This window comes from Streptomyces sp. NPDC057474, from assembly GCF_042802555.1.
GTDB lineage: Bacteria > Actinomycetota > Actinomycetes > Streptomycetales > Streptomycetaceae > Streptomyces.
This window is the reverse complement of record NZ_JBHVDX010000005.1, coordinates 1-25,588: the sequence shown is the minus strand read 5'-3', so window position 1 is coordinate 25,588 and position 25,588 is coordinate 1. Positions and strand designations below refer to the sequence as shown.

Here is a 25,588-nt window from a genome sequence, read left to right as displayed (position 1 = left end):
AGTGGGGTCGTGGGAGAAACCCATCTCGGCTACTACTGGCTAGCGTACGAAGTCAGTAACTTCCGGCTTATATGTGAATTTTGCAACTCGTCAACCGATGATGATCCAACGGGAAAACGGGTCACCAAGATTCACCACTTTCCCCTGCTCAACCCAGCCTCTAGACTCCGCGCACCAGGTGTCAGTGTTGACAGCATTGAAAGAGAGATTCCGGTACTTCTTGATCCAGTTCTGCAGAGAGACTGCGACTTGCTGGATTTTGATAGGTCGGGGGCTGTGCGTCGAAATGATAACCGCCCGCGCTCTTCCCTTGAGAGGGCCGTTGGCGTGTGTAGGGCCGAGGAATCAATTCGCATCTACGGCCTGGACCGGTCGGGATTGAACGAGCGCCGATCTCGGGTAATGAGGGACGTTGTTTTTAAAGCGGGAGTGCTTGATGCGCCCGTTGTATTTGAAGGTGCTCTAGAGATGCTCCGTGAACTCATAGAGCCCGAGGCCCGTCATAGCAGTGCCGCACTCTCGGCTTTGCGTGGCTGCCGAGATCTAGATGCTGTGGTAGAAAATTTTTCTGAGGAGCTAGGAATTGGATCGACTGTTGGCGGCATTGGCCGACCAGAAGCTCACACCGTTTCCGACCTGATCAGTACTGGTTTTCTGAAATCAGGTGTCGAACTAGTCGGCGTTGCGGATTTCGGCGAGGTGGTCGCGCTGCTACTTCCTGACGGTGGGCTCGAACTAGGTGCACGATCATATGCCACCCCAACCTCCGCTGCCCGTGCGGCCACAGGAAATGCGGACGTTGATGGATGGGACTTCTGGCATGTCGCCGTCGCCAGCGGTCCAATTTCGCTATCGCAGATTCGGCGTGAATCTAATGGGGACGTTGATTGAGTTGCTTTTGGAGCCGTGCTGGCCAGTCGGCGTGTCGGGGATTGGCAGGGGCGCGTCGGTTCATCCTCTACCGTAATGGGCTCGTGCATGGTTGGCGGTGACACGTCGAGGGGTGCGAACTGGCCCCGTGTTCAGACTCGTTCGTTGGCGGCAAGGGTGAGCGTCTGCTGGTGAGAGAGCAGTGCGGCGACTGCTTGGATGGTGTCGCTCATGTGCTCACGCCGACCGTGGTGGCGGGCGAGGGCTCGCCAGTTCTTGAGACGGGCGATGCTGTGTTCGACGCGGATGCGGCGCGAGGAATGGGCCTTGCGTCGTTGCTCGTGGATCTCCTCGTACCGGTCCGGGGCGTTCTTCTTGAACTTGCGATGCGGTGGCGTCACCACGCGCCCACCGGTCTGGGCGCCCAGGCCCTGGTAGCCGGCATCCGCGAGGATCTCCACCGCAGCGCCGTCGGACAGGAGTCTGACCAGCCCCAACTTGCGGGCGTGTGTGATGTCCGTGCAGCTCGTGGGCTCAGCCGGGCTGCAGTACAGCTCCGCGTCCGTAAGCCTTCGAACAGCCCAAACTGCGCGCCCTGCTGGCCGACGACGTGCGAGGCGTCATCTCATGGTGATGCCCTGAGCGTCCAGGCCCCTGGTTCGACGCCCTTGTTGCCAGTCTCGGATAATCCACGACCACGCCCCTGGCGGCCTCTCCATCACGGAGCGAAACCTGGCCGAGGCTATCGACCAGTGGTCACTCACACCCTCGCTCGGGCATGGGACAAAGCCGACGCCCGCAACCGAGGCGTCCGCCGCGCTACCGCCGCGGTCTTCCGCCGGTACATGTTGAAGCTGGTAGGGGAGCCGTATGACTCCACCGTCACCTATCTCGAAGCCCACTATCTCGTTGACTGACGAATACGGGAGCCCGGACCGCCCTGAGCGGCCTGGGCCTTGGTGGGCTCGGATGACAGTTCGGACAGCCTCAGTTGACCTCATATCCTGCGAGGTTAGGCAGCATGATCATTCTTCTTCTTCGTCTACTTCCTGGCGCAACCGGTCGGCGATGTTCACTAGGGAACCGCGCTGCGGAACGAACCAGCGCCGTGTGCCCTGAAGCGCTTTGCTCGGGTGGCCAGCCTCCACGAGCATTTTCTGGGCCAGGCCGGTCGGTGAGTATGCGACACCGTCCACCGCCCACACCAGACAGTTGCGGCGTTGCCGGGTCCAGGTCGCACGCGCCCGGCGCGGATCCGCAGTGAGCCAGGGGGTGAGCTGTTGCTGTTCGCGGCCGGGGACTGGCCGGAACTCCAAGAGTGTCCCTTCCTCCAGCGCGTTATTCTCGAAGATCACGGTGACTGCGTTGGCTTGCCGTGCGTGCCGCTCACGCTCGGACGCGCGGTACTCCGCTGAGAGGGGCGGAGGTTGATTATCGCCCTGCAGGGTCGCCAGCGCTGAACCGGCGACGTCAGAATATCGCTCAGCGTTGCGGAAGATGCTGCTCACCTGGCTCTTGGGTCCGTAACCCGTGTCGATCCAGTGGATTAAGGTGGCTACGGCGGCGTCCACGAGTACGGCGACGCACGCCGGTACCGTTGGCCATTCGGACTCCGGAATCTCCTGCCAGTCTTGGGGCAGGCGCTGGAAGACCACGTGGGCGATGAGCAGTCGCCCGAGATCGGCGAGTGTGCCGGCGCGCCCCTCCCACTGCGGGCGTTGTGCGTCGATCTGCCGCTCGACCTCGCGGAGCACCAGGATGGTGCGCCAGGTTCTCACCGCGTCGGTACGGTGCATCGGAAAAAGTCGGTGGTGCTGCTTCGGATCCCAAAGAAGGTCGATGTCCACGTTGGCTTGGAAGGACAATTCCGGAGAGGCGTGAGCGCAGGCGAGCGCGGACGCGGCCTCCCTGAGGGTGCAACCGGCGTCCTTGGACTGTGGTGGCTCCTCGCCGCGGCGTAGGACATATTTTTTCCGCAGTCGAAGCAGGAAGTCGTCGCGGAGCTGCTGCTGGACTTTCTCCAGGGCGATGAAGTCTTGGGGCTCCACCCTGTTCTGGGTGTTGGTCGTTCGGGTGACGTCGTGGTCGAAGCCCTCGGGGCAGTCCGTCAAGGAGATGATGCGGATGCCGATCCGTGCGCGTGTGACGACGTCCGGGGTTCGCTGGTGCGCCTCGTGGACGGAGGCGACCGTCTGAGCGCCGTTGACAATGCTCGCTCCCTCCATTTCCAGGTCCCCCCGAGGGCCCATGATCACCTTGTCGCACAGCACCGTGATCCCGTTGTTGAAGTACCAGAAGTGCTCGGGCCTTCTACGAAGGGTCTCCACAAGGGTGCGATTGACCGTGGTGACGCCGAGGGGATTGCGGATGTTTCGCTGGAAGAGCCGGTGGTGGTTGTCCTCGTACCAGCGGGCGACCTCCGCGCCTCCGATCGTGCCGTGGTATGCCAGGATGGGCTCCTTGATCGGACTGACATCGACGGCGGAGGCCGAGGCCTTCAGCTTGATCTGGGGTTCGGCGATTCCGGAGCGCAGGATGCGGATGAAGTCCAGCAGCCGAAGGGCGCGCAGGCGCACCGAGTCCTCGTACTCTGCACAGAACCGGTCGAGTACCTCCTTGGCCTCGGCTCCCATCGGCTGGGTCCCTGCCCAGGCCGGCAGCAGGGTGATCTGTACCCGCGGATTGCTGAGTGCCCGTTCCAGATCGGGGATGAGTGGCGTCAACTTAGCGTTGAAGCACTGGTAATCCCGCGAGATCAGTAGTTCCAGACCGTTCTTCAGGTCGAGGGCAGCGCTCTTGGAGAAGGTGGCTGTGCCATCGCTACTCCACTTCGCCTGCACCACCCAGACCTGGGGTTCTTCCGAGGTGAGATCGACCGCCACGGCGTCGATGCCCTGGTCGCCGAACGAGTCGACGACGAACTCGGCGCAGCGCTCCAGCGGATATCCAGTGAACTCGCGGATCGCCAGAGCAGCCAGGGAACGGGAAAGAAAAGAGCTCCGCCGGGTTCGCTCCCCAAACTGAGATAAATCGTCAACGGCGATGATCCCAGTGAACTGCTCATCGAGGGCGTGTTCGAGCTGCTGGGCGTGCAGAGCGGTCACTGTGCTCCTGTCGGCGGCTGGTGGCCGTGCTGGGACGGTGGCGGGGGTATGCCCCACGCCTCATCAGCGATTCAGGTTGCTTGCCTAAGAGCCTGCACGTCAAGCGCTTCCCCGCATTGCGTAGTCACGAGGGGACTGAGAGCGGCATCCGCCCAGACCTCCTCATCCTCAACGACTTCGCTATTCGCCAGATGACCGCCCACAGGCCGACGACCTCTACGAACTCATCTGCGAGCGGCAAGGCCGGTCCGTGATCATCACCAGCAACCGGGCGTCCAGACTGGTTGACAGATTCGAGATCGGGTGTGGCTCTTCTGCAGTGAGCTGGTGATGCCGTGCGCCGTTGCCGTTCGTGGTCGGACGACGGATCGTCGTGTCCCAGGACGCGGTCTTGGAGGCGGCGATGGTGTCGTGGCTGGAGGAACTCGATCGGCGAGAGGCCGTCGCGCGGGGGAGATCGCCGAACTCCCGCACGGGACCGAGGAGCTGGGCAGGCGTCGTGCTAAGCGGGAGGAGGTATCGTCCCGGCTGGAGATCACGCGGGAGATGACCGAGATCCTGTCCGGTGAGGACACGGTCACCGTAGACGGGGCTCAAGCGGACGCCGGCGGGACGGGAGTTGAGGAGTACCGGTCTCCTGCGGGCTCGCCGGTCGGGGTGCGGCTGGTGCCGCAGTGGATGCCTGGGCGAGGTGCTGCCGGGTTCGTACCGGGATTGTCGAGGTTCTCCAGGACACGGTGCATCCGATGCGGGCGCATCACCTGTGTGCCGCGCTGGGTTTGCCGACGGACAAGAGCAAGGTGGAAGGCTTCCGGTCGAAGCTGAAGCGGCTGGTCGAGCGGGGCATCGCGACTCCCGGAGATAACGCGGACGGCGAGGAGGTCCAGCAGTGGGGCCCGCCGGTGGCCGGACGCCTTTGGGCGACGTAACACGAGGTAGCACAGACCAACCAGCCGCACATGCTCTGATCAGGAAAAACGTCACTCAGCAGCATGACCAGGCACCACGTAACACGAACGCTCACGGTCTCGTCATGCGTAGGTCTCGCTACCTTCCAGCGGGCGCTGGAGGATGGTTTCCTCGACGGGTTGACTTCGTCGTCGGGCGGTGTGTCTTCAATCGGTCTGGGATCGGCAGAGAGTCTGCGAGCCAACGACAGCATTTGGTGGGGGTAGATCAATGACCGCAGTAGTCGTCGGCACTGAGTCGAGGGACGAGCGGGGTTGCGGCTCGTTTAAGTATTCGGGCAGCTACGTGTCCGACGTTTCTTCGGTGCCCCGAACGATGCGGCGCAGTTCCTTCTCCACCTCGTAGCGGTTGAGGCGTTTGGAGCGCGCGAATTGGGTGACCGCGGCCTGTACCTCGCACGCCGCCGCGAACCACAGCAGCCGCTGCCGTTCGCGTTCCTCGTTGCCGTGCAGCTGCTGCAGTTTTCGGTGCTCGTTGTCGGCGACCTGCTGGAGCGCGATTAGCGAGTCAAGGAGTCTTGATCCGTCTTCTAATCCGGGCTGTTGGAAACGGTCCGCTTCTGAAGACGCGGTTGAGCGGTATGCCCGTTTGCTCTCCGCTTCAATGGCTGGCGCCGCGGGTTGGGTCGGCAATAGCGAGAGCGGCGCAGGATCCTGGTCGGCTTGCGGTGTCGACTGTGTCGGCGGATATACAGAGAGGGTGGGGCGGCAGGTAGGACGGTTGTGGCTGGCTCTGGTTGGAGCAGCGTTGTGTTTCCTGGCTGGAGGAAGTTGGGTGGTGTCGCTGAGCAGGTCGTTGTAGCGCTCCTGATCTGCATCGGTGACCCAGAAGCGGTGGAGCTTTGCGGCGGTGCGGAACTGGATCGGCACGATGCTACCGGCGGCGGTCCGGCGGACCAGGTCGTCGAAGAGGACGTCCTTGGGCGTCGGAGTGGCGTGGGCTTTGCCGCAGCGGCGTACCCCATGGGGGCAGGGGTGGACGGCGTGGATATCGCAGCGCCAGAAGTCCAGTTTGCGGAAGCCGGAAATGACGCGGAGGTCGCCGGTCTTGGCGATGACGTAGGCGGGGAGGTTGTTGCTGCGGGTCCAGTGGGCGTCGTGCCGCTGGGCGTAGTCGGAGCGGTCCGTGTGCCAGGCGGGAGTGATCCCGTTCTTTTCTGCCTTGGCTGCGCGGGCGCGGACACCGCGGAGTCCATCACTGCCAACAGAGGACAGTTGGACTTCCCAGCCGATTCGGCGTCCGTCGGCTCCTTCGACGAGGGTGTCGGTCTGTATCCAGCTACGGCCGACGCGGGTGCGCACTTCGCTGTCGCTGTGGAAGCCGCCCTCCTCGGCGGCGCGCAGGATCCGTTCCTGGTAGGCCTTGTGCTCGTCACTCATCGGGACGGTGTGGCGGGCTTCGTCTTCACGTCTCTCGTGCACCGCTTCGCGGCGCCCGTTGGCGCGCAAGCGCAGGTGCATCCATGCTTCCACGCCCGCTTCGCGGCATACGCCTCCGCACTGGAGGTCCCGCTGGTGCACGGGTACGGCTCGTTGCCCGTAGTACCGGTCTGTCTTGTAGATCGTCTCCCACAGATCAGGAAGTTCCGGATGATCGAGGTTGTCCATGGTCAGGTCGAGCAGGATCTGGAACTTCGTGTGCCAGACGATGTTGGCCACCCAATACCACCTTTTCTTTGTGAAAGGCCGTGAGAACTACGGTAGCGACGACTACTGACAACGAGGGATGGAGCAGGCACGGCAATGGTCGTAAATCGGCCGCCGCACCGGGCCGGGCATCCGCGGAGACCGTGCTGTCGGCTTCCCCGTCAGCGTCCTGGCGGTTTGCTGGGCACGGATAGCGCAGCTGTGAAGCCAACGTCGGTGTCAGTGACCAGGCTTCGGGGGGAGCACTCGCTCAAGGAAGTCCAGCCGAACCTGGCGAGGCAGCCGGCTATCCAAGCCGAGGGCTGTGCGGATGGAGTCGGCGCTGACGTCACGTGGGATGTCCAGCCGACGCTCGGCATCTCCGATGATCTCGCCAATGATGTGGTGGGCGGCTTGTGGATGATGCCCGATAAGCCAGTCCAGCGTCTTCGCCACAGGTGTTGCGATGCCGTAGAAGGGCGAATCCGTACCGCCGGTGGCTCTGTGCACTTCCTGGCCGTAGGCGAACTCGTCGAGGATGGCGTGTCGGAGGGTGGCGGCCAGATCGTAGGGATCGATGATGCTGGCGGTGTCTGCGGCGACACTCCAAGCGAGTTCATCGGCGACCTCTTGAACGGAAGCCTGGGTGCGGTGGCGCAGGGCCCAACGCTTGCGCCAGTCGGGCCGCTCCCACAGGACGCCGAGAAACCGACGGGCCAATCGCTGACGCAACTCAGAGGCACCCACGGGCAGACCCGTTTCGTCACTGGAGCTGAGTGTGGCGGCGACACTTTCGGGTGAACGGTGGCGTTGTTCAGCCCAGTCGCCGGCCACAGGGCGGGACCAGAGGTTACGGCCGTTGACGGTGGCCTGAGGCGGAGGAACGTCGCTTTCACCGCGGGAGATGTAGGCGCGCAGGGTGGAAGCAGCGATGCCGCCGATCTCGGCCATCTCGGGCACCCCGATGAGCTGATCTGCGGCGAGCTCGGGAGCGGATACACGAACAACGCACCGGGACAGGGGTAGAGCGTCACCGGGACGTCGCGAGGCCCACAAGGCCAGGTGGTCGTTCCACTGGTCGGGGAGAGGGGCTTCGAGATCGAGATTGGCCACCTTCAGGAGGCGCCCTCCGTCGGGATGTGCGTTGTCGTCGAGGAGGTCGTCGGCGGTGATAGTGGTGGCGGCTTTGACCAAGCGCCGGTCATAGTGCTCGCTGGCGGCGTCCCAGACCTGCTCGGGCCGGTACCAATTGGTTCCGTCCCACCAATAACCGCCCTGGCGGAACAGGAGCTGCGGGCCCCACCAGTTGCTGTGCCAGGGGGAGGCGTCCTTGTCACGGATCACGAGCACCGTGCGGCCGTGCTCGGGATGGTGGCGGACGACCCAGGTCAGGTCATGGCGGATCGGATCGGTGGTGAAAGCCAGCCATGCACCCTCCGCGGTTCTGTCCCTGTCCCAGCGGCCCCAGGTGCCGCCCTCTTCGTGACGGCCGATGGCCTCTACTGCGGCGGGATCTTCGATGGGGATGTGGGCGTCGTCCACGAATGGCAGACCCGGTACGGGATGGTCGGTGTGCAGGCCGTTCCCGACGGGCTGTAGGCGATGCATAGTGCTGTACCCCTTAAGTCGAGAGTGCTGTAGAGGCTTACAGCACTCTCGATCCCTTAGGTACAGCGGTTTGAAACGTCGGACGCAAAAGATTTCACCCGGCGCCCGATCGATCGGCGTCATGGCCCTCGAACTGGCGATCACGAGGGAGGCGGCCGCGTCGTCGAAACCGTGGAACCAGGCGGCCAGAGTGGGGCGCGTTCCGCGTTGGGAGGCGGAGGAGCGCGAGGGGTGAGGAAGCGCAACGCTCTGCTCCCAAGCCTCGGAGCCGTCGCCGGTTCGGGGACATTCTGGGGACTTTCAAGTCTGTCCCAGAGCCCTTTCGGGGACATTCCGCCGAGTGACCAGGAAAGGCCCCGACAGTACTGAAAGACAAGAACGCGCTGCTTAGAGCCTGCCCGCTCAGCACTCGATAATGTTCACCGCCAGCCCGCCCCGCGCCGTCTCCTTGTACTTGACGGACATGTCCGCGCTGGTGTCCTTCATGGCGTTGCCAGCCTTGACGTAGGCGTCCGCCCTCCCATCCCGCCGGCAGGCTCGACGACGGCAGCGCGCATTTCACTGCTCGTCTTGACGTGCTCCCGGGCAGGGTCGTCGCGGATGCAGGCGGCGGGCGCCTCGGTCAGCAGGTCGCCGACCCGGACGTGGGGGTCAGCCGGATGATCGAAGGAGTGCCGGTGCGCGTGGTGGTCCGGGCTGGAACTGGCCGTAGCGGTGTAGTGCGCTTGATGCGCGTGCGCGGAGAGGGCTGAACTCCGAATCTCAGGAACGCCAGTGGCACCGTCGGTGCGGACAAGCGAGGCCCCTGTGGCGAGCACTCTCCGTGAAGGCTGACGGGTGATCAGATATCTCTGACGCATCGTCACCAATTTAAGATCATCTTGCACTCACGTTGCACAAGGTGATGAAAAACAGCGATGATCAATGGAGGGTCGCGCAAGTGTGTAACCACAGGTCAGCAGACATCTAGGAGTGTCGTGCCCCTCATCTCCCAGGGGCACGACACTCCGCCGATCAGATGTCCCGGAAGATCTCGATCTGCGCCCCCACCGTGTTCAGGCGCTCCGCGAGGTCCTCGTAACCGCGGTTGATGACATAGACGTTGCGCAGGACGGACGTGCCGTCGGCGGCCATCATCGCCAGGAGGACGACGACGGCGGGGCGCAGTGCGGGCGGGCACATCATCTCGGCGGCGCGCCAGCGGGTGGGGCCCTCGACGAGGACGCGGTGGGGGTCCAGCAACTGGAGGCGTCCGCCGAGGCGGTTGAGGTCGGTCAGATAGATCGCGCGGTTGTCGTAGACCCAGTCGTGGATGAGGGTCTGGCCCTGCGCGGCGGCGGCGATGGCCGCGAAGAACGGCACGTTGTCGATGTTCAGGCCGGGGAACGGCATGGGGTGGATCTTGTCGATCGGCGCCTGGAGTTTGGAGGGGCGGACGGTGAGGTCCACGAGGCGCGTACGGCCGTTGTCGGCGAAGTACTCCGGTGAGCGGTCGTGGTCGAGGCCCATCTCCTCCAGGACCGCCAGCTCGATCTCCAGGAACTCGATCGGCACGCGGCGCACGGTCAGTTCGGACTCGGTGACGACCGCGGCGGCGAGCAGGCTCATCGCCTCCACCGGGTCCTCGGAGGGCGAGTAGTCGACGTCCACGTCGAGGTGCGGCACGCCGTGCACGGTGAGCGTGGTGGTGCCGATGCCCTCCACCCGTACGCCGAGCGCCTCCAGGAAGAAGCAGAGGTCCTGGACCATGTAGTTGGACGACGCGTTGCGGATGACGGTCACGCCGGCGTGGCGGGCGGCGGCGAGCAGCGCGTTCTCGGTCACGGTGTCGCCGCGCTCGGTCAGCACGATCGGCCTGCCGGGGGTGACGGACCGGTCCACCTCGGCGTGGTACAGCCCCTCGGTGGCCGTGACGTCGAGGCCGAACCGGCGCAGCGCGATCATGTGTGGCTCGATCGTCCGCGTCCCGAGGTCGCAACCGCCCGCGTACGGCAGCTTGAAGTGGTCCATGCGGTGCAGCAGCGGGCCGAGGAACATGATGATCGAGCGGGTGCGGCGGGCGGCCTCCGCGTCGATCGCGGCGAGGTCCAGTTCCGCCGGCGGCACGATCTCCAGGTCGACACCGCCGTTGATCCACCGGGTGCGTACGCCGATGGAGCCGAGCACCTCCAGAAGGCGGTACACCTCCTCGATGCGGGCCACCCTGCGCAGTACTGTGCGCCCCTTGTTCAACAAGGAGGCGCACAGCAGCGCGACACACGCGTTCTTGCTGGTCTTCACGTCGATCGAGCCGGACAGTCGGCGTCCGCCGACCACCCGCAGATGCATCGGACCCGCGTATCCCAGCGAGACGATCTCACTGTCCAGGGCTTCACCGATTCGGGCGATCATCTCAAGGCTGATGTTTTGATTACCGCGCTCGATACGATTCACCGCGCTCTGACTCGTACCGAGCGCCTCCGCCAACTGCGACTGCGTCCAGCCACGGTGCTGCCTTGCGTCACGGATGAGCTTGCCGATGCGCTCGAGGTAGTCGTCTGCCATGGGGTCGAGGTTATCTCAGATATGAGATGGCGCCTCTTGGGGGGTCCGTTGGGGTTGTGACGAGGGCCCGTTCAGGTGACGAGGTGTCAGCTGCGTGGCGAGCCACCGTTGTCAGCCGTGCGGCGGGCCACCGTCGTCAGCGGTGGGCGGGCCGCCGAAGCTCAGTGGCGCCTGGCGTTGCGTGTGCGGCGCCATCCGAAGGGGCCGGGCAGATCCATCGAGGTCGTACGGCGTCCGGTGCTGCTGTGGGTGTGCCGCGGGCCGTTGTGGCCCCCGGTGGTGATGGACCAGGAACGCTTGTTGATGTTCAGTCGCACACCCGGCAGGATGCGGAAACTCTTGCGGAACGTGAGCGGCATGTGTGCCTCCTTCCCGATGTACGCCGGGTACCCCGCTCCGCGGTTCGCATCCCTGTCTTTTGTCGACAACTGAGGGTTGCGCGAGGGGTATTGGCTCCGAGGGCCCCGGGGTGACCGGTTGCATCGCGCCCGGACCGGTCGTGTCAGCGCGGCGGCAGTACGCAGAACTCATGGCCGTCGGGGTCGGCCATGACCACCCGGTCGACCTCACCCTGGCCGATGTCGATGCGCGTCGCGCCGAGCGAGGCGAGGCGGTCGACCTCCGCCTGCTGATCGCCGTCGACCGGTGGCGCGAGGTCGAAGTGCAGCCGGTACTTCCCGGCCTTCGGCGCCAGCGGCGGACCGCCCCACGTGATCTTCGGACCGCCGTGCGGCGAGCGGATCGCGGTCTCCTCGTCCTGGTCCCAGACCAGCGGCCAGCCCAGCGCCCGGCTCCAGAAGTACCCGACCTCCTGCGAGCCGTCACTCGCGAGGGCTCCGATGAATCCGCAGTCGGCGAGGAAGTTGTTGCCCGGCTCGATGACGCAGAACTCGTTGCCCTCGGGGTCGGCGAGGACCACATGGCCCTCCTCCGGGCGTTGGCCGATGTCGATGTGCCGGCCGCCGAGTTCGAGCGCCCTCGCCACGACCTGCTGCTGATCGTCGAGGGACTTGCTGGTCAGGTCGAAGTGCATCTGGTTCGGGACGGTCTTCTTCTCCTGGCTCGGCAGGAAGCGGAGCCGGAACCCGGTGTCGTCGTTCGGCACGAGCGCGATGCCGTCGTAGGGGTCGTCGGCCGTCTCCCAGTCCAGGACGCCGGCCCAGAAGCGTGCGAGACCGGCGGGGTCGTTCGCGTCGAAGCAGAGCGCGTGGAGGTGAGAAGTCATGCCTGGGGATCTCCGATCCGCTGACTCACAGCCGCGGCCGGGGCTCGTCCAGCCGCGGACGGGGCTCGTCCCCCTGCCCATGAGGGCCACAATGCTAGGAAGCCCGGGAACCGCCGTGCAACGCAAATAAAAAAGCCCCGATGCCGTGCCCGGTCGCTCGGCGATCGCTCGGAGATTGGCGCACGCCACATCGGGCCGGGCATGACCAGCCCGCGCCCATGTACTACTGTTATCTCGACATCGAGATATCTGCCGAGGCGCACCTCGGCCGCACGTCACAGTCAGTCTGGCGGTAAGGGCTACCTAACTTAGCCTTACCTTAGCGGATCGGCCAAGGGGGCGTGGCGGCAGGATGCGGTGGTACGCGCACATGGAATGAAGGAGACTGTCGTGTCGGCGAACAGCTTCGACGCCCGCAGCACGCTGCAGGTGGGCGACGAGTCGTACGAGATCTTCCGGCTGGACAAGGTGGAGGGCTCGGCTCGCCTGCCCTACAGCCTCAAGGTCCTGCTGGAGAACCTGCTCCGCACGGAGGACGGCGCGAACATCACCGCCGACCACATCCGTGCCCTCGGCGGCTGGGACTCGCAGGCCCAGCCCAGCCAGGAGATCCAGTTCACGCCGGCGCGCGTGATCATGCAGGACTTCACGGGTGTGCCCTGTGTGGTGGACCTCGCGACCATGCGTGAGGCCGTCAAGGCGCTCGGCGGCGACCCGGCGAAGGTCAACCCGCTCTCCCCGGCCGAGATGGTCATCGACCACTCCGTCATCGCCGACAAGTTCGGCACGAACGAGGCCTTCGCGCAGAACGTCGAGCTGGAGTACGGCCGCAACAAGGAGCGCTACCAGTTCCTGCGCTGGGGCCAGACCGCGTTCGACGACTTCAAGGTCGTCCCGCCCGGCACCGGCATCGTCCACCAGGTGAACATCGAGCACCTCGCTCGCACCGTCATGGTCCGTAACGGCCAGGCGTACCCCGACACCCTCGTCGGCACCGACTCGCACACCACCATGGTCAACGGCCTCGGTGTGCTCGGCTGGGGCGTCGGCGGCATCGAGGCCGAGGCCGCGATGCTCGGCCAGCCGGTCTCCATGCTCATCCCGCGCGTCGTCGGCTTCAAGCTCACCGGTGAGCTGACGCCCGGCACCACCGCCACCGACCTCGTGCTGACCATCACCGAGATGCTCCGCAAGCACGGTGTCGTCGGCAAGTTCGTCGAGTTCTACGGCGAGGGCGTGGCCGCCACCTCGCTCGCCAACCGCGCCACCATCGGCAACATGTCGCCGGAGTTCGGCTCCACCGCGGCGATGTTCCCGATCGACGGCGAGACCATCAAGTACCTGAAGCTCACGGGCCGCTCCAAGCAGCAGCTCGCGCTCGTCGAGGCGTACGCCAAGGAGCAGGGCCTCTGGCTCGACCCGGCCGCCGAGCCCGACTTCTCCGAGAAGCTGGAGCTGGACCTCTCCACGGTCGTCCCCTCCATCGCCGGCCCGAAGCGCCCGCAGGACCGCATCGTCCTCGCGAACGCCGCCGAGCAGTTCAAGTCGGACGTCCTCAACTACGTCGACTCCGTGGACGAGTCCGGCAAGGAGTCCTTCCCGGCCTCCGACTCGCCGGCCGTCGCCCCGAACGGCGCCCCGTCCAACCCGGTCCTGGTGACCGCCCCCGACGGCTCGACGTACGAGATCGACCACGGCGCGGTGACGGTCGCGGCCATCACCTCCTGCACCAACACCTCGAACCCGTACGTCATGGTCGCCGCCGCGCTCGTCGCGAAGAAGGCCGTGGAGAAGGGTCTGACCCGCAAGCCGTGGGTCAAGACCACCCTCGCCCCGGGCTCCAAGGTCGTCACCGACTACTTCGACAAGGCGGGCCTGACCCCCTACCTCGACAAGGTCGGCTTCAACCTCGTCGGCTACGGCTGCACCACCTGCATCGGCAACTCCGGCCCGCTGCCGGAGGAGGTCTCCAAGGCCGTCAACGACCACGACCTCGCGGTCACCTCGGTCCTCTCCGGCAACCGGAACTTCGAGGGCCGGATCAACCCCGACGTCAAGATGAACTACCTGGCCTCCCCGCCGCTGGTCGTCGCGTACGCCCTCGCGGGCTCCATGAAGGTGGACATCACGCGCGACGCCCTCGGCACGGACCAGGAGGGCAAGCCGGTCTACCTGGAGGACATCTGGCCCTCCGAGGCCGAGGTCAACGACGTCGTGGCGAACGCCATCGGCGAGGACATGTTCTCCAAGTCCTACGCCGACGTCTTCGCGGGCGACGCCCAGTGGCAGGCCCTGTCGATCCCCGAGGGCAACACCTTCGAGTGGGACCCGCAGTCGACGTACGTCCGCAAGCCCCCGTACTTCGAGGGCATGACGATGGAGACCACCCCGGTCTCGGACATCGCCGGCGCCCGCGTCCTCGCCAAGCTGGGCGACTCGGTCACCACCGACCACATCTCCCCGGCCGGCGCGATCAAGGCCGACACCCCCGGAGGCAAGTACCTCACGGAGCACGGTGTCGAGCGTCGTGACTTCAACAGCTACGGCTCGCGCCGAGGCAACCACGAGGTCATGATCCGCGGTACGTTCGCCAACATCCGCCTGCGCAACCAGATCGCGCCGGGCACCGAGGGCGGCTACACCCGCGACTTCACGCAGGACGGCGGGCCGGTCTCCTTCATCTACGACGCCTCGCGCAACTACATCGAGCAGGGCATCCCGCTGGTCATCCTGGCCGGCAAGGAGTACGGCTCCGGTTCGTCCCGTGACTGGGCGGCCAAGGGCACGGCCCTCCTCGGCGTCAAGGCCGTCATCGCCGAGTCGTACGAGCGCATCCACCGCTCGAACCTCATCGGCATGGGCGTCCTCCCGCTGCAGTTCCCCGAGGGCGCCTCGGCCCAGTCCCTCGGTCTGACCGGCGAGGAGACCTTCTCCTTCACCGGCGTCGAGGAGCTGAACAACGGCACCACCCCGCGCACGGTCAAGGTCACCACCGACAGCGGCGTCGAGTTCGACGCGGTCGTCCGCATCGACACCCCCGGTGAGGCCGACTACTACCGCAACGGCGGCATCATGCAGTACGTGCTGCGCAGCCTGATCCGCAAGTAGACGGGCACCGCAAGTAAGCGGTCCCGTACGGCAGTTGAGGGCCGCACTCCCGGAGACGGGGGTGCGGCCCTTCGCCGTGCCGCGTGCGAAGCGTGTCGCCTGCGGAAGGTGCCTCGGGCGTGCGGGCGCTACACCCAGCCCCGCTGGGCGGCCCTTACCCCCAGCTGGAACCTGCTCGCCGCCCCCAGCCGCTCCTGGAGCTCGCTCACCCGGCGCCGCAGGGTCCGAAGGCTCACCCCCAGATGGCGGGCCACCGCCTCGTCCTTCATGCCGGCCGCCAGCAGCCGGACCAACGCCCGCTCGCCTTCGAGGAGTTCACCGTCGACGGTGGGCTGGCCGAGTGGTGTCGCCTGCTGCCAGGCCATCTCGAAGAGCTTCTGCAGGGCTTCGGTCACCGCCGAGTGCCACACCACGACGGCGCAGTAGCCGCCCGCCGCCGAGGCGGTCAGTGGCAGCATCGCCCGGCACCCGTCGACCACCAGCAGCTTGAGGGGCACGGACGGCAACACTCGGGCCTGCTCACCGAGTTCCACCATCTTCCAGGTGCGGGACAGTACCTTCGGGTCCTCCAGGGCCGTCGCCGCGTACACCCCGCGAGAGACGATCCCGCGGCGCAGCAGGTCGGCTTGCAGATCCACCTGCGGTGCGGGCGGGGCGAGATACGGCGGCGTGTCGAAAAGGCACACCTCCCGCTCGGCGCGTGCGTACATCTCCTCCAGACGTGCCGCGATGGCGCCCTCGCCGGAGGCCACCTCGATCAGCCGGGAGGGTTCCTCCCGCAGTAGCCCGGCCTCGTACGCGGTGCCCATCTCCTCGGCGGTGGCGGCGAGCAGTTCGGACTCCGTCTCGCGCCGCCGGATCAGCCCGCGCACCGCCACCCGTGGGTCGACCGCCCGTAACCCGCCCATCGAGTCCGGGGGCTGGAGCAGCCCGAGTCCGAGCAGCTGGTTGCATACCTCGCGCACCCGGGCGGGGGAGGTGCCGGCCAGCAGGGCCCAGCCGGCCGCACCGGCGTCGGGTTGATGGAGGATCGTCTGGTACACCCGCTCCTCTAAGGCGGACACCCCCACCGCGGCCCAAGGGCTCGCGGCAGGGGTGCGGCCTGCCGTGTTCTGTCCGGCCGTGTCAAATGCCGTGTTCACCATGGCTCGGCACGGTAGACGATCTTTGTTAAGGCTGGTGTCGTACCGGTCCGGGCCGCCGTCTACTTCAGGCCGAAGGCCCGCAGGACGGTCTGGTCGACCGCGTTGCCCTCCCGGTCGGCGGCCCGTACGCGCAGGGACACGAACTCGGCGCCCTTCGGGTGCTTGAGTTCCGCCTTGCCGCCCCGGACCTTCACCTCCTTCCAGGAGGTGCCGTCGTCGTACGACACCCAGGCATTCAGCTCACGGGCCGTGATGCCCGACTTCTGGTCCCGGACGGAGAGTTCGAGCTTCGACTTCCGCTTGGACTCCGCCTGGTTGAGCAGGTCGAGCTTGTCCAGGTCGTAGTCGACGGAGAGCAGCGGCAGCGCGGTCTGCTGGTTCGTGTGCGCCGACGCGAAGGACCATTCGGTGTGGGTGCTGGTGGAGTACGCGGCCCACTCGGCCGTGCGCCGCGCGTCGAGCACGAAGCGGTACGAGGACTTCGCCGCCGGGACGTCGAAGGTGCCGTAGCCGCCGAGCGCACTGTTGCCGACCAGCTTCCCGTCCGCGTACAGCGTGCCCTTCGCGGTGTCCTGGACGCTGTCCACACTCGCGTAGTGACCCGGTGTCGCGTCGCTCAACTCCGGGACCCTGAGGGCGAGTTTGTCGCCGGTGCGCTGGGAGAGACCGTACCGCTCGCTGCTCGCCGGGCGGACGACCTGCCGCAGCCACTCCTCGGTGGGCGCCTTGCCCGCCTTGGCGAAGGTCCGCAAGTCGTTCCACTGGCCCCTGTTGGTCTGCCAGTTCGGGGAGACGGTGTTCCAGATGCGGGTGTCGGGATCCACGTTGTAGTACTCGGTGCGTGTCGTGCCGAGGGGGACGTACTGGCTGGTCTCGATGGCGGCACCCTGCCAGGGACGGTACCGGTAGACGGCGTCATTGCCGACGTCACCGGTCCGGCTCCCGTGGTAACGGACTTTCTGCTTCACGGTGTTGGAGCTGTTCAGCGAGTACGTCTGGTTCTCCGAGATGGCGCCGGTCTGCGGGAACATCACGTTGTAGACGTACGGGCTGACCGCGGTGCCGTCCAGTTTCAGCGTGACCTTCTTCCCGCTCTTCAGCAGCGCGCCGAGCTTCGCGCCGTTCTCGCCGGTGGCGACCATCAGCGGGATCGTCGTGCTGTCCACCCAGGAGATCCAGTACCCGGGCTTCTCCTGGTACGCGATGACGTAACCGGCCCCGGCCTTGGTCGCGTTGGCCAGCGCCTCGTCCGCCGTCTTCCCGGCGGCCAGCCGGACGACCGCCACCTTGCCCTTGACGTCGAGCCCCTGGAAGTCGGCCGCGGTGCCACTGCCGGCGTCCACCGCCCGCACCGTGCGCTTACCGCTGAACTTCACCGGAAGGCTGTCGCTCACCTGCGAGTAGTCGAGGGGCAGCGCGTACTTCTCGGGGCTGCTGACGCTCGCCGTCAGTTCCTTCTCGTACAGACGGAACTTGGAGGTGAACTCGAACATGCCCTCGGTGACCTTCTCGGTCGGGGCGACATAGATGCGGTCGGTCCACCAGTTCTGGGCGTAGGTCGCCCCGAAGGCGGTCCCGGGCCCTTCCCGGTGCCAGTTGGTGCTGAAGCTCTGGAACTCGGAGTTCTCCTTGGTCCTCGGCTTGATCTCGACGGCCTTGCGGGCGTCGAAGACGACCTCGGTGTCCTTGTCGACCTTGATCTCCGGATCACCGACGACGGAGGTGGCGACCTCCAGTCCCGCCGCGTCCCGCTCCGGGATCCAGGTCGCCATGGAGTACGTACCGGCCGGCACCTTGAAGGTGTAGCCGCGGCCGATGAACCCGTGCGAGTCCGGATACGCGCCGTTCAGCTCCTGCAGCACGAAGATCGACGCCGAGGTCGACGGCTGGCCGGAGCGGTTGACCAGCGAGACCTTCAGGTCGTACGTCCTCGGCAGTTTCTCGAAGCCGACGGCCGTGGTGACCCGGACGCCGTCGGCGCTCGCGGTGATGTGGCCCGTGTACCGGCCCTCGGCCTCCTCGGCCGGGTCGACCGTGACCGTGACCGTGACGGTGCCCTTCGCCGGGACGGTGACGACGTCCGCGCCCAGGGCGGCCTCGGTGAGCGACGACGCCAGCTTCAACTCCACAGCTTTGTCCGTGGTGTTGGTGTACGTGATGTCCTTGCTCACGGCCTCGGCGTTGTCGTCGTCCTCGTACGTGCCGAAGCTGAGCGTCGGGGTGGCGAAGACGCCCTGCCCGACGGCCCGTACGGCGTCGACGCGGCCGTCGCCCTGCTCGAACACGGAGGCGTCGGGGCTGGTCTTGGCGGTGGTGGCCAGGGCCTGCTTGATCTGCTGTCCCGTCCAGTCGGGATGCGCCTGCGCGACCAGTGCCGCGGCGCCCGAGACATGCGGGGTCGCCATCGACGTGCCGCTCACCTTCGTGTACCTGTCGCCGACAGGCGTGCTCCCCGGCATGTCGGTGCCCAGGGAACGGGCCGCCGTGATCCCCACACCGGGCGCGGTGATCTCCGGCTTGACCGCCGAGTCGCCGAGCCGTGGGCCGCGGCTGGAGAACGAAGCCAGCTTGTCGGACTCGTCGACCGCACCCACGGTCAGCGCGGAGTCCGCGATGCCCGGGGTGCCGAGGGTCCGCTCGGCCGGGCCGGCATTACCGGCCGCGATCACGAAGAGAGTGCCGGTGGACGCGGACAGCTCGTCCACGGTCTCACTCAGCACGTCGGAGGGGCCGGACGCGTCACCGCCCAGCGACATCGAGACGATCTTCGCACCGGAGCGCGCGGCCCAGTCCATGCCGTCGAGGATCCAGGAGGTCTGACCGCGGCCGTTGTTCGCCAGTACCTTGCCGACGAGCAGCTCCGCACCGGGCGCCACGCCCTTGAACCTGCCGTCCGAGGCCGCGCCCGAACCGGCGACCGTGGACGCCACATGGGTTCCGTGGCCGTGGCCGTCCCGCACCGTCTGGTCCGGCACGAAGCTCTTCGTCTCCGTGAGCTTCCCCGCCAGGTCCGGGTGGTCGGTGTCCACGCCCGTGTCCAGGACAGCGACCTTGACGCCCTTGCCGTCGTAGCCCGACTGCCACACCTCGGGCGCGCCGATCTGCGGGACGCTCGTGTCGAGGGACACCTTCACCTGGGCGTCCAGCCAGATCTTCTCGACGCCGTCGCCGAGTTGCCGCGCGGCCTTCGAGGTGGGTTCGGTGCCGAGCGCGGGGGCGATGTCCGCCCAGAAGGCGGTGGACTTCTTCGCACTCAGCGCGGCGCCGTCGATCCCCGGGAGTGCGAGTGTGCGGCGTGCGCCGTCAGGGGTCGCACTGCCCTTGGTGTACGTCGCGATCACCGGGGTGGTGCCGGTGGCGGCGTCCGTGTACCCCTGCTTCACCAGCTGGGTGATGTTGAAGAGCGCGGGATCGAGGCGGCCCGCCTGTACCAGCGGGAGCGCGTCCGCCGGCAGCACGCTGACCTCGCCGTCGCGTTCGGTGGACAGGAAGGTGGCGGCCTCCCGTCCCTTGCCGCGCCGGACGTCGACGGCGTTCTTGCCGTCCGGACCGGCGGTGAGCGACACCGTGTCGCCGGTGAGGAGGGTGACGGTCTGTGTGGTCCCGGCGCGGGCTCCCGCACCGGCTCCCGCAACGGTCCTCGTGGTCGGGTCGGTCTTGGTGGCCGATCCGTCGGGACCGGCCGCCGCGGGCGTGACCGCCGCCACGAGCAGTCCGGTCGTTCCGGCCACGGCCCAGAGGGCGTGGAGTCTTCGCATGGGTGGACGTCCTCCCCAGAACACTGACAACGCTTCCGGCCTGGTGGGCGGAAGCCAGTGATCAGAGTGGGCGTGGCGCCGAGCGGGGCTCAAGGGGTTCCTGTGGCCGGTCCGTGCCAACGCCCTCTTCGGCCAGGGCAGTTGGCGAGTTCCGTACGTCCCTGTAGGGGGCTCCGTCCATGCCCGCCGAGTGGGCCGCACGGCTCCAACTCAGCCGGAACACAGGGTTCCCCCAGGCAACCGCGACACGATCAGGACATGGCTGGCATCTCCGCGACCCGAAACGGCCGAGTCCGTGTCCTCATCGTCGACGACGAACCCGGGCTCACCGAACTGCTGTCCGTGGCCGTCACGGAGGCGGGCTGGCGCGCCTACCCGGCGGCCGACGGGTACAGCGCGCTGCGGGTCGCGCGCGGCTGCGCCCCGCACGCCGTCGTCCTCGACGGGATGCTGCCCGACCTCGACGGCCTCCAGGTGCTTCGGCGGCTGCGCTACGAGAACCCGAAGCTCCCCGTCCTCATGCTCACCGCCCGGGACGGCCTGGAACACCGTATCGACGGACTCTCGGCGGGCGCCGACGACTACGTGACCAAGCCGTTCTCCCTGGAGGAGGTAGTCCTGCGGCTGCGCGGCCTGCTCCGCCGGTCCGGTGTCGAGGAAACCAGGTCGTCGGACGACCGCGCCCTCGTGCTCGGTGATCTCGTGTTCAGCACGGAGACGCGCGAGGTGCACCGCGACGGTACGCCGATCCAGCTGGCCGCCAAGGAATTCGAACTGCTCGGCCTGCTGCTCGGCCACCCGCGCCAGGTGCTGAGCAAGGCCCAGATCCTGGACCACGTGTGGAGCAGTTCCTTCGACGGCGGCGGCAACCTGGTGGAGGTCTACATCTCCAGCCTCCGCCGCAAGATCGACAAGGGCAGGGCGCCGATGATCCACACGGTGCGCGGACTCGGATATGCGATCCGGGCGGGGGAGGACGGAAGATGAACGGTCAGCTCAGGAGCAGGTCACTGCGCACGCGCCTGCTCTTCTTCATCTCCGCCACGCTGGTGGCGGTGTGCGCCGCGATGACGCTGGCCACGGTCTTCGCGCAGCGCGCCTCGCTGCTCGGCGCCCTCGACGAGCGGGTCACCAACGCGGCCGAGCGCAGCCTGGGCGGGGCGAACGTCGGGCCACGCAACCACACCGACCTGGGATTCCTCAGGGAGCAGGGCCAAGCCGTCGGTACGCTCGCGGCGCGGCTCGACGGCGAGGGGAACATCACCTCCGCCGAGGTCGTCGGTGCGAGCGGCGACCCCGAGACCCTCAGCGCCGAACAGCGGGCCGCCCTCGACGGCATCGCGGCCGACGGCTCCACGTACACCCGGACCGTGCCCGGCCTCGGCACCTATCGGATCACCGCCCTCAGTGCGGACGGGCTGCACGTCCTGACGGGCCTGCCCATGGGCGACGTCCAGGACATGATCGGCGGCCTGGTGGTGGTCGAGGCGGTGGTGGCGGGCGTCGGACTCACCGTGGCGGCCTGCGTCTGCGCGGTCGTCATCCGGCGCCAGCTCCGTCCCCTCGGCCGGGTCGCCGCGACCGCCGTCGAGGTCTCCCGCTCCCCGCTGGACCGGGGCGAGGTCACCGGCCTGACCCGGGTGCCCGACCGCGACACGGATCCCGGCAGCGAGGCCGGCCAGGTCGGCGCCGCCCTCAACCGCATGATCGACCACGTCGAGGCCTCCCTCGCCCAGCGGCAGCGCAGCGAGGAACGCATGCGCCGTTTCCTCGCCGACGCCAGCCACGAACTCCGTACGCCGCTGGCGTCCATCGCCGGGTACGCGGAGCTGATGAACCGGGGCACCGACCGGATCGAGCCGACGCTGGCGTGGCGGCGCGTGTCCGCCGAGTCGGCCCGGATGACGGGCTTGGTCGAGGACTTGCTGCTTCTCGCCCGCCTCGACGAGGGCCGCCCCCTGGAGTCTGCCGAGGTGGACCTCGCGGCCCTCGTGGCGGAGGCGGTGTGGGACGCGCGGGCGGCGGGCGAGGACCACAACTGGCAGCTCGCGCTGCTCCTGGACGCCCCGGCCCTGGTCACCGGCGACGAGGCGCGCCTCCACCAGGTGGTGGCCAACCTGTTGGCCAACGCCCGTGTGCACACACCTGCGGGCACGACGGTCACGGCATCCGTGGAGAGCACCGCCGACGGCTGCGTGATCCGCGTACGCGACGACGGCCCCGGCATCCCGCCGACCCTTCTCCCCTCGGTCTTCGAACGCTTCACCCGCGCCGACGCCTCCCGCGCCCGCGCCAACGCCCACGCGGGTGGCTCCGGCCTCGGCCTCGCCATCGTCGCCGCGATCGTCTCCGCCCACGGCGGCCGTCTCGACGTCACCAGCGAGCCGGGCCACACCGAGTTCACCATCGCACTCCCGCCGACCGGCACGACGGAACTCCCGACCATCGACACGGTCTCGGCGCCTTCCGTCCCCTCCGCCCAGTCGGTTCCGTCGATCTCTGTGTGACCGCCGGGCCAACCCGACCCGATGGTGGGGGAAGAGAACTTCGGTCCGCTGTTGCGGCGGCTGCTGGACCGCAGGGGCCTGGATCCGGCGGCCCTGTCCCGGCTCGCCTCCGTGCCCGAGCCCGAGCTGACGGCCGTACTCCACGGTACGGTGCCGAGCCCGCCTCTCCTACGGCGGTACGGCGGCTCGCGCCCGCCCTCGGCCTCCACACGGCGGACGTCTTCGCGATCGCGGGCATCGACGTCCCCGACGACCTTGCTCCGCTGGACGCGAAGGCCGGAAGAAACGATCCCCATCTCCTCCGGGACGTCGTCTTCCTCCCGCCGGAACAAAGGAACGCTCTGCGGCGACTCGCGGCGTCCCTGCCCCAGGAGGAGCGCACCCAGCCTGTCCCGGAAAAACCCCGGGGCCAGCAGTTCCCTCCGGGGCCCGGCGCCCTCCTCATGCGCATGATCCGGAACCGGAACCTCGGCTGGTCGGCCGCCGCCCACGTGTTCCTGGTGGTCACGGGCCGATACTGGTCCGCCGCCACCTACGGTCAAGTGGGCCGTGGCGGCAAGCCACTGACCCCCGACCTCCTGGCGGACTACGCCGCGCTGCTCGACGTCCCCGCCGCCGACCTCGCCGCCCTCACCGAGGTCCCCCTGCCCACCGCCTCCCCGACCCCGAGGCGCGACGTCACCGGAATCGCCGAACTCATCCGGGAGTTACGCCGCCTCACCACGAGCCGGCTCCAGCAGGTCGGCGACACCGCGGAACCCATGCGGAGGCAACTGCCGGGCGGGTGAGCCGGAGTGGCGCGAGCCGCGTCACGAACATCGCCCGACGGCACCCTGGTGGCGGGGAGGCCGGAGGGCGAAGACTCGCACTCATGGATGCACCGATGCGCCGCCGTGGCCAACTGCCGTTCGTCGACGAGCACACGATCCTCATCGAGGCGGATGCCGAGGAGGTCTGGTGGGCCCTGGCCGAGGCGCTCGACTGGGCCTTCTCCCGTCCCGGGGCGGTCCGTTACGCGAAGCTCGTGGGCTGCGCCGACCACACGGCGTCCGGACCACGCCCGCCCGTCGAGGGCTCGACGACATTCCCCGGCTTCCGGGCGGTGACCGCGATCCCGGCCCGGGAACTGACGCTCCTGGGCCGCCACCGCTTCTCCTCGTACACCTGGACCTTCCGTCTCGACGCGGCAGGGCCGGGCCGTATCCGGCTCCGCGCCGAGACCCGCGCCACCTTCCCGGGCCCGGCCGGCGGCCTCTACCGCCTGCTCGCCCTGGGCACCGGCATGCACGTGAAGCTCACCCGCCGTCTGCTCACCACCGTCCGCCGGCAGGCCGAACGTCCCTGGAGAAAATCATCGGCATGACGACCCGTTTCCGCATCGACCGAATCCTCGGCGACCGTCCCTTCGCCGAGATCGGCGATCCCACCCTCGCCGTCGAGGGCGACGAGGAGCGCCGCCTGCTGGTGGTGGCGGGCGCGTGCGGGGCGCTGGCGGGCATGCAGGAGTTCGGCACTGTGCGCAAGCGTTGTCACCTGATGGTTGCCACGGTGCCCGTCGTACCGACCGCTCTGACCGTGGCGGCACCCGGCCGACCGTTGATCGGCACCAGCGACGGGCGGGTCCTGGTCTGTTCGACCGGATGACCACGGCGTCATCGCAGGGGCCGCACCCACCCGGGACGCTGTTGGGAATCGACCACCAGCGTCCCACCCGGGTGCGACCACTGCGCGTCGGTACGCGTCAGCCGTTTACAAGCGCGGCGCTCCGCGCTAGCTTCCGGAGTAGGTGGGGGTGGGAGCGCTCCCATACGGACATGGCGGACCGGAACCCGTCATTCCCGGACCCGCTCCCACCCCGCACCACCCATCCGCACACAGGCACCTCCACATCGGCACGCGCACGTTCCCCAACCTCCAAGCCGTACACGCAAGGAGAGTTTGTCATGCACGTGACAATCGCACGATTAAGGCTGCCCCGGCACCACAGAGCACTCCTGCTCGTGCTGCTCGCCCTCGTGACCACGATCCCGGCGCTCGGCCTGGTCGTCACGGCCGGCAGCGGCAAGGCGGAGGCGCACGGTACTCCGATGAAGCCCGGCAGCCGCACCTTCCTGTGCTGGCAGGACGGGCTGACCGACACCGGCGAGATCAAACCGATCAACCCGGCCTGTCGTTCCGCACAGCAGGTCAGCGGGACGACCCCGTTCTACAACTGGTTCTCGGTGCTCCGCTCGGACGGCGCCGGCCGCACCCGCGGCTTCGTCCCGGACGGCCAGCTGTGCAGCGGCGGCAACACCAACTTCACCGGGTTCAACACCCCCAGCGCCGACTGGCCGTTGACCCATCTGACCTCCGGCGCGTCCGTCGACTTCTCGTACAACGCGTGGGCGGCGCACCCGGGTTGGTTCTACGTCTACATCACCAAGGACGGCTTCGACCCGACGAAGACACTCACCTGGAACGACATGGAGGCGCAGCCGTTCCTGAGCGTCGACCACCCGCCGCTGAACGGCAGCCCGGGCACGGTCGAGGCCAACTACTCCTGGCGGGGCCAGCTGCCCGCGAACAAGTCGGGCCGCCACCTCATCTACATGGTCTGGCAGCGCTCCGACAGCCAGGAGACCTTCTACTCCTGCTCCGACATCGTCTTCGACGGCGGCAACGGTGAGGTGACCGGCATCAAGGAGCCCGGCAACCCCACCGACCCGGTACCGGGCGAGTGCGCCGCGACCCGTCGTACGACGGGCAGTTGGACCGGCGGCTACCAGTCCGAGGTCGTCGTCACCAACACCGGTGACGTGCCGATGCTCGGCTGGATGGTCAACTGGACCCTGCCGGCCGGGCAGAGGGTCGACAGCCTCTGGAGCGGCAGCGCGACCTACAGCGGACAGGACGTGATGGTGCACAACGCCAACTGGAACGGGGAGCTGGATCCCGGCGAAACCGCCACGTTCGGCTATGTGGTGCAGGGCTCGGGAGGTGATCCCGCGACGACACTGCCCTGCCGGGTGGGCTGAGCCGGCCCGATCCGCGGAACGGGCCCGCTCCGCAGAACCAGCCCTGTGCGGGGGCGGGCGTTGCGCTCGGGGCGGACCGGGTGGGCGGGCGGTGCGTGCCCTGTCTCA

At 67.5% G+C, this 25,588-nt stretch carries 18 protein-coding genes and 1 pseudogene; 9 read left to right on the top strand and 10 right to left on the bottom strand.

Annotated elements, in window-relative coordinates; translation table 11 throughout:
• The first annotated feature begins 9 nt into the window (after nt 1-9).
• Nucleotides 10-891: a hypothetical protein gene (locus ACFU53_RS02225; RefSeq protein ID WP_383985100.1), complete on the top strand. Its 882-nt coding sequence runs from the start codon at nt 10-12 to the stop codon at nt 889-891.
• A gap of 131 nt (nt 892-1,022) precedes the next feature.
• Here the strand turns inward: ACFU53_RS02225 and ACFU53_RS02220 are convergent, their stop codons facing one another.
• Nucleotides 1,023-1,424, bottom strand: coding sequence for a transposase family protein (locus tag ACFU53_RS02220; protein ID WP_383985284.1), 402 nt, complete (start codon nt 1,422-1,424; stop codon nt 1,023-1,025).
• Between the two features lie 471 nt (nt 1,425-1,895).
• Nucleotides 1,896-3,974: an AIPR family protein gene (locus ACFU53_RS02215; protein ID WP_383985097.1), complete on the bottom strand. Its 2,079-nt coding sequence runs from the start codon at nt 3,972-3,974 to the stop codon at nt 1,896-1,898.
• 746 nt (nt 3,975-4,720) lie between these two features.
• Between ACFU53_RS02215 and ACFU53_RS02210 the strand changes: the two genes are divergently transcribed.
• Nucleotides 4,721-4,903 carry a hypothetical protein gene (locus ACFU53_RS02210; protein ID WP_383985094.1) on the top strand — a complete coding sequence of 61 codons (183 nt, stop codon included), beginning with the start codon at nt 4,721-4,723 and terminating at the stop codon, nt 4,901-4,903.
• 321 nt (nt 4,904-5,224) lie between these two features.
• On the opposite strand, the gene ACFU53_RS02205 is transcribed toward ACFU53_RS02210, so the two are convergent.
• From ACFU53_RS02205 to ACFU53_RS02180, 6 genes and pseudogenes are all read right to left on the bottom strand, one after another.
• Nucleotides 5,225-6,601, bottom strand: a complete 1,377-nt coding sequence (locus ACFU53_RS02205; protein WP_383985091.1) for a hypothetical protein — start codon at nt 6,599-6,601, stop codon at nt 5,225-5,227.
• Between the two features lie 207 nt (nt 6,602-6,808).
• Nucleotides 6,809-8,110: a hypothetical protein gene (locus ACFU53_RS02200; RefSeq protein WP_383985088.1), complete on the bottom strand. Its 1,302-nt coding sequence runs from the start codon at nt 8,108-8,110 to the stop codon at nt 6,809-6,811.
• A 468-nt stretch (nt 8,111-8,578) separates the two neighbouring features.
• Nucleotides 8,579-8,719: pseudogene (locus ACFU53_RS02195) on the bottom strand (L-serine ammonia-lyase); the annotation flags it as partial.
• 471 nt (nt 8,720-9,190) lie between these two features.
• On the bottom strand, nt 9,191-10,720 hold the full coding sequence (locus ACFU53_RS02190; protein WP_383985085.1) for a helix-turn-helix domain-containing protein: 1,530 nt from the start codon (nt 10,718-10,720) through the stop codon (nt 9,191-9,193).
• 161 nt (nt 10,721-10,881) lie between these two features.
• Nucleotides 10,882-11,079: a DUF4236 domain-containing protein gene (locus ACFU53_RS02185; RefSeq protein ID WP_020114176.1), complete on the bottom strand. Its 198-nt coding sequence runs from the start codon at nt 11,077-11,079 to the stop codon at nt 10,882-10,884.
• 143 nt (nt 11,080-11,222) lie between these two features.
• Complete coding sequence (locus tag ACFU53_RS02180) at nt 11,223-11,945, bottom strand: VOC family protein (protein WP_383985082.1); 723 nt, start codon at nt 11,943-11,945, stop codon at nt 11,223-11,225.
• 390 nt (nt 11,946-12,335) lie between these two features.
• On the opposite strand from ACFU53_RS02180, the gene acnA reads away from it, so the two are divergent.
• Nucleotides 12,336-15,053: an aconitate hydratase AcnA gene (gene acnA, locus ACFU53_RS02175; RefSeq protein ID WP_383985079.1), complete on the top strand. Its 2,718-nt coding sequence runs from the start codon at nt 12,336-12,338 to the stop codon at nt 15,051-15,053.
• Between the two features lie 128 nt (nt 15,054-15,181).
• On the opposite strand, the gene ACFU53_RS02170 is transcribed toward acnA, so the two are convergent.
• Both ACFU53_RS02170 and ACFU53_RS02165 read right to left on the bottom strand, forming a co-directional pair.
• Entirely contained in the window at nt 15,182-16,198 is a 1,017-nt protein-coding gene (locus tag ACFU53_RS02170) for a response regulator transcription factor (protein WP_383985076.1), read from the bottom strand.
• A gap of 59 nt (nt 16,199-16,257) precedes the next feature.
• Complete coding sequence (locus ACFU53_RS02165) at nt 16,258-19,956, bottom strand: S8 family serine peptidase (protein WP_383985073.1); 3,699 nt, start codon at nt 19,954-19,956, stop codon at nt 16,258-16,260.
• A 258-nt stretch (nt 19,957-20,214) separates the two neighbouring features.
• Between ACFU53_RS02165 and ACFU53_RS02160 the strand changes: the two genes are divergently transcribed.
• From ACFU53_RS02160 to ACFU53_RS02135, 6 genes are all read left to right on the top strand, one after another.
• Nucleotides 20,215-20,943: a response regulator transcription factor gene (locus ACFU53_RS02160; RefSeq protein ID WP_383985070.1), complete on the top strand. Its 729-nt coding sequence runs from the start codon at nt 20,215-20,217 to the stop codon at nt 20,941-20,943.
• Nucleotides 20,940-22,463, top strand: a complete 1,524-nt coding sequence (locus tag ACFU53_RS02155; RefSeq protein ID WP_383985067.1) for a sensor histidine kinase — start codon at nt 20,940-20,942, stop codon at nt 22,461-22,463. The genes ACFU53_RS02160 and ACFU53_RS02155 overlap by 4 nt, the downstream gene beginning before the upstream one ends.
• Nucleotides 22,464-22,912: 449 nt before the next feature.
• Complete coding sequence (locus ACFU53_RS02150; RefSeq protein ID WP_383985065.1) at nt 22,913-23,251, top strand: hypothetical protein; 339 nt, start codon at nt 22,913-22,915, stop codon at nt 23,249-23,251.
• Nucleotides 23,252-23,334: 83 nt separating this feature from the next.
• Entirely contained in the window at nt 23,335-23,826 is a 492-nt protein-coding gene (locus ACFU53_RS02145; RefSeq protein WP_383985063.1) for a hypothetical protein, read from the top strand.
• Complete coding sequence (locus ACFU53_RS02140) at nt 23,823-24,107, top strand: hypothetical protein (protein ID WP_383985060.1); 285 nt, start codon at nt 23,823-23,825, stop codon at nt 24,105-24,107. The genes ACFU53_RS02145 and ACFU53_RS02140 overlap by 4 nt, the downstream gene beginning before the upstream one ends.
• A gap of 299 nt (nt 24,108-24,406) precedes the next feature.
• Entirely contained in the window at nt 24,407-25,480 is a 1,074-nt protein-coding gene (locus ACFU53_RS02135) for a lytic polysaccharide monooxygenase (RefSeq protein ID WP_383985057.1), read from the top strand.
• Nucleotides 25,481-25,588: the final 108 nt, after the last annotated feature.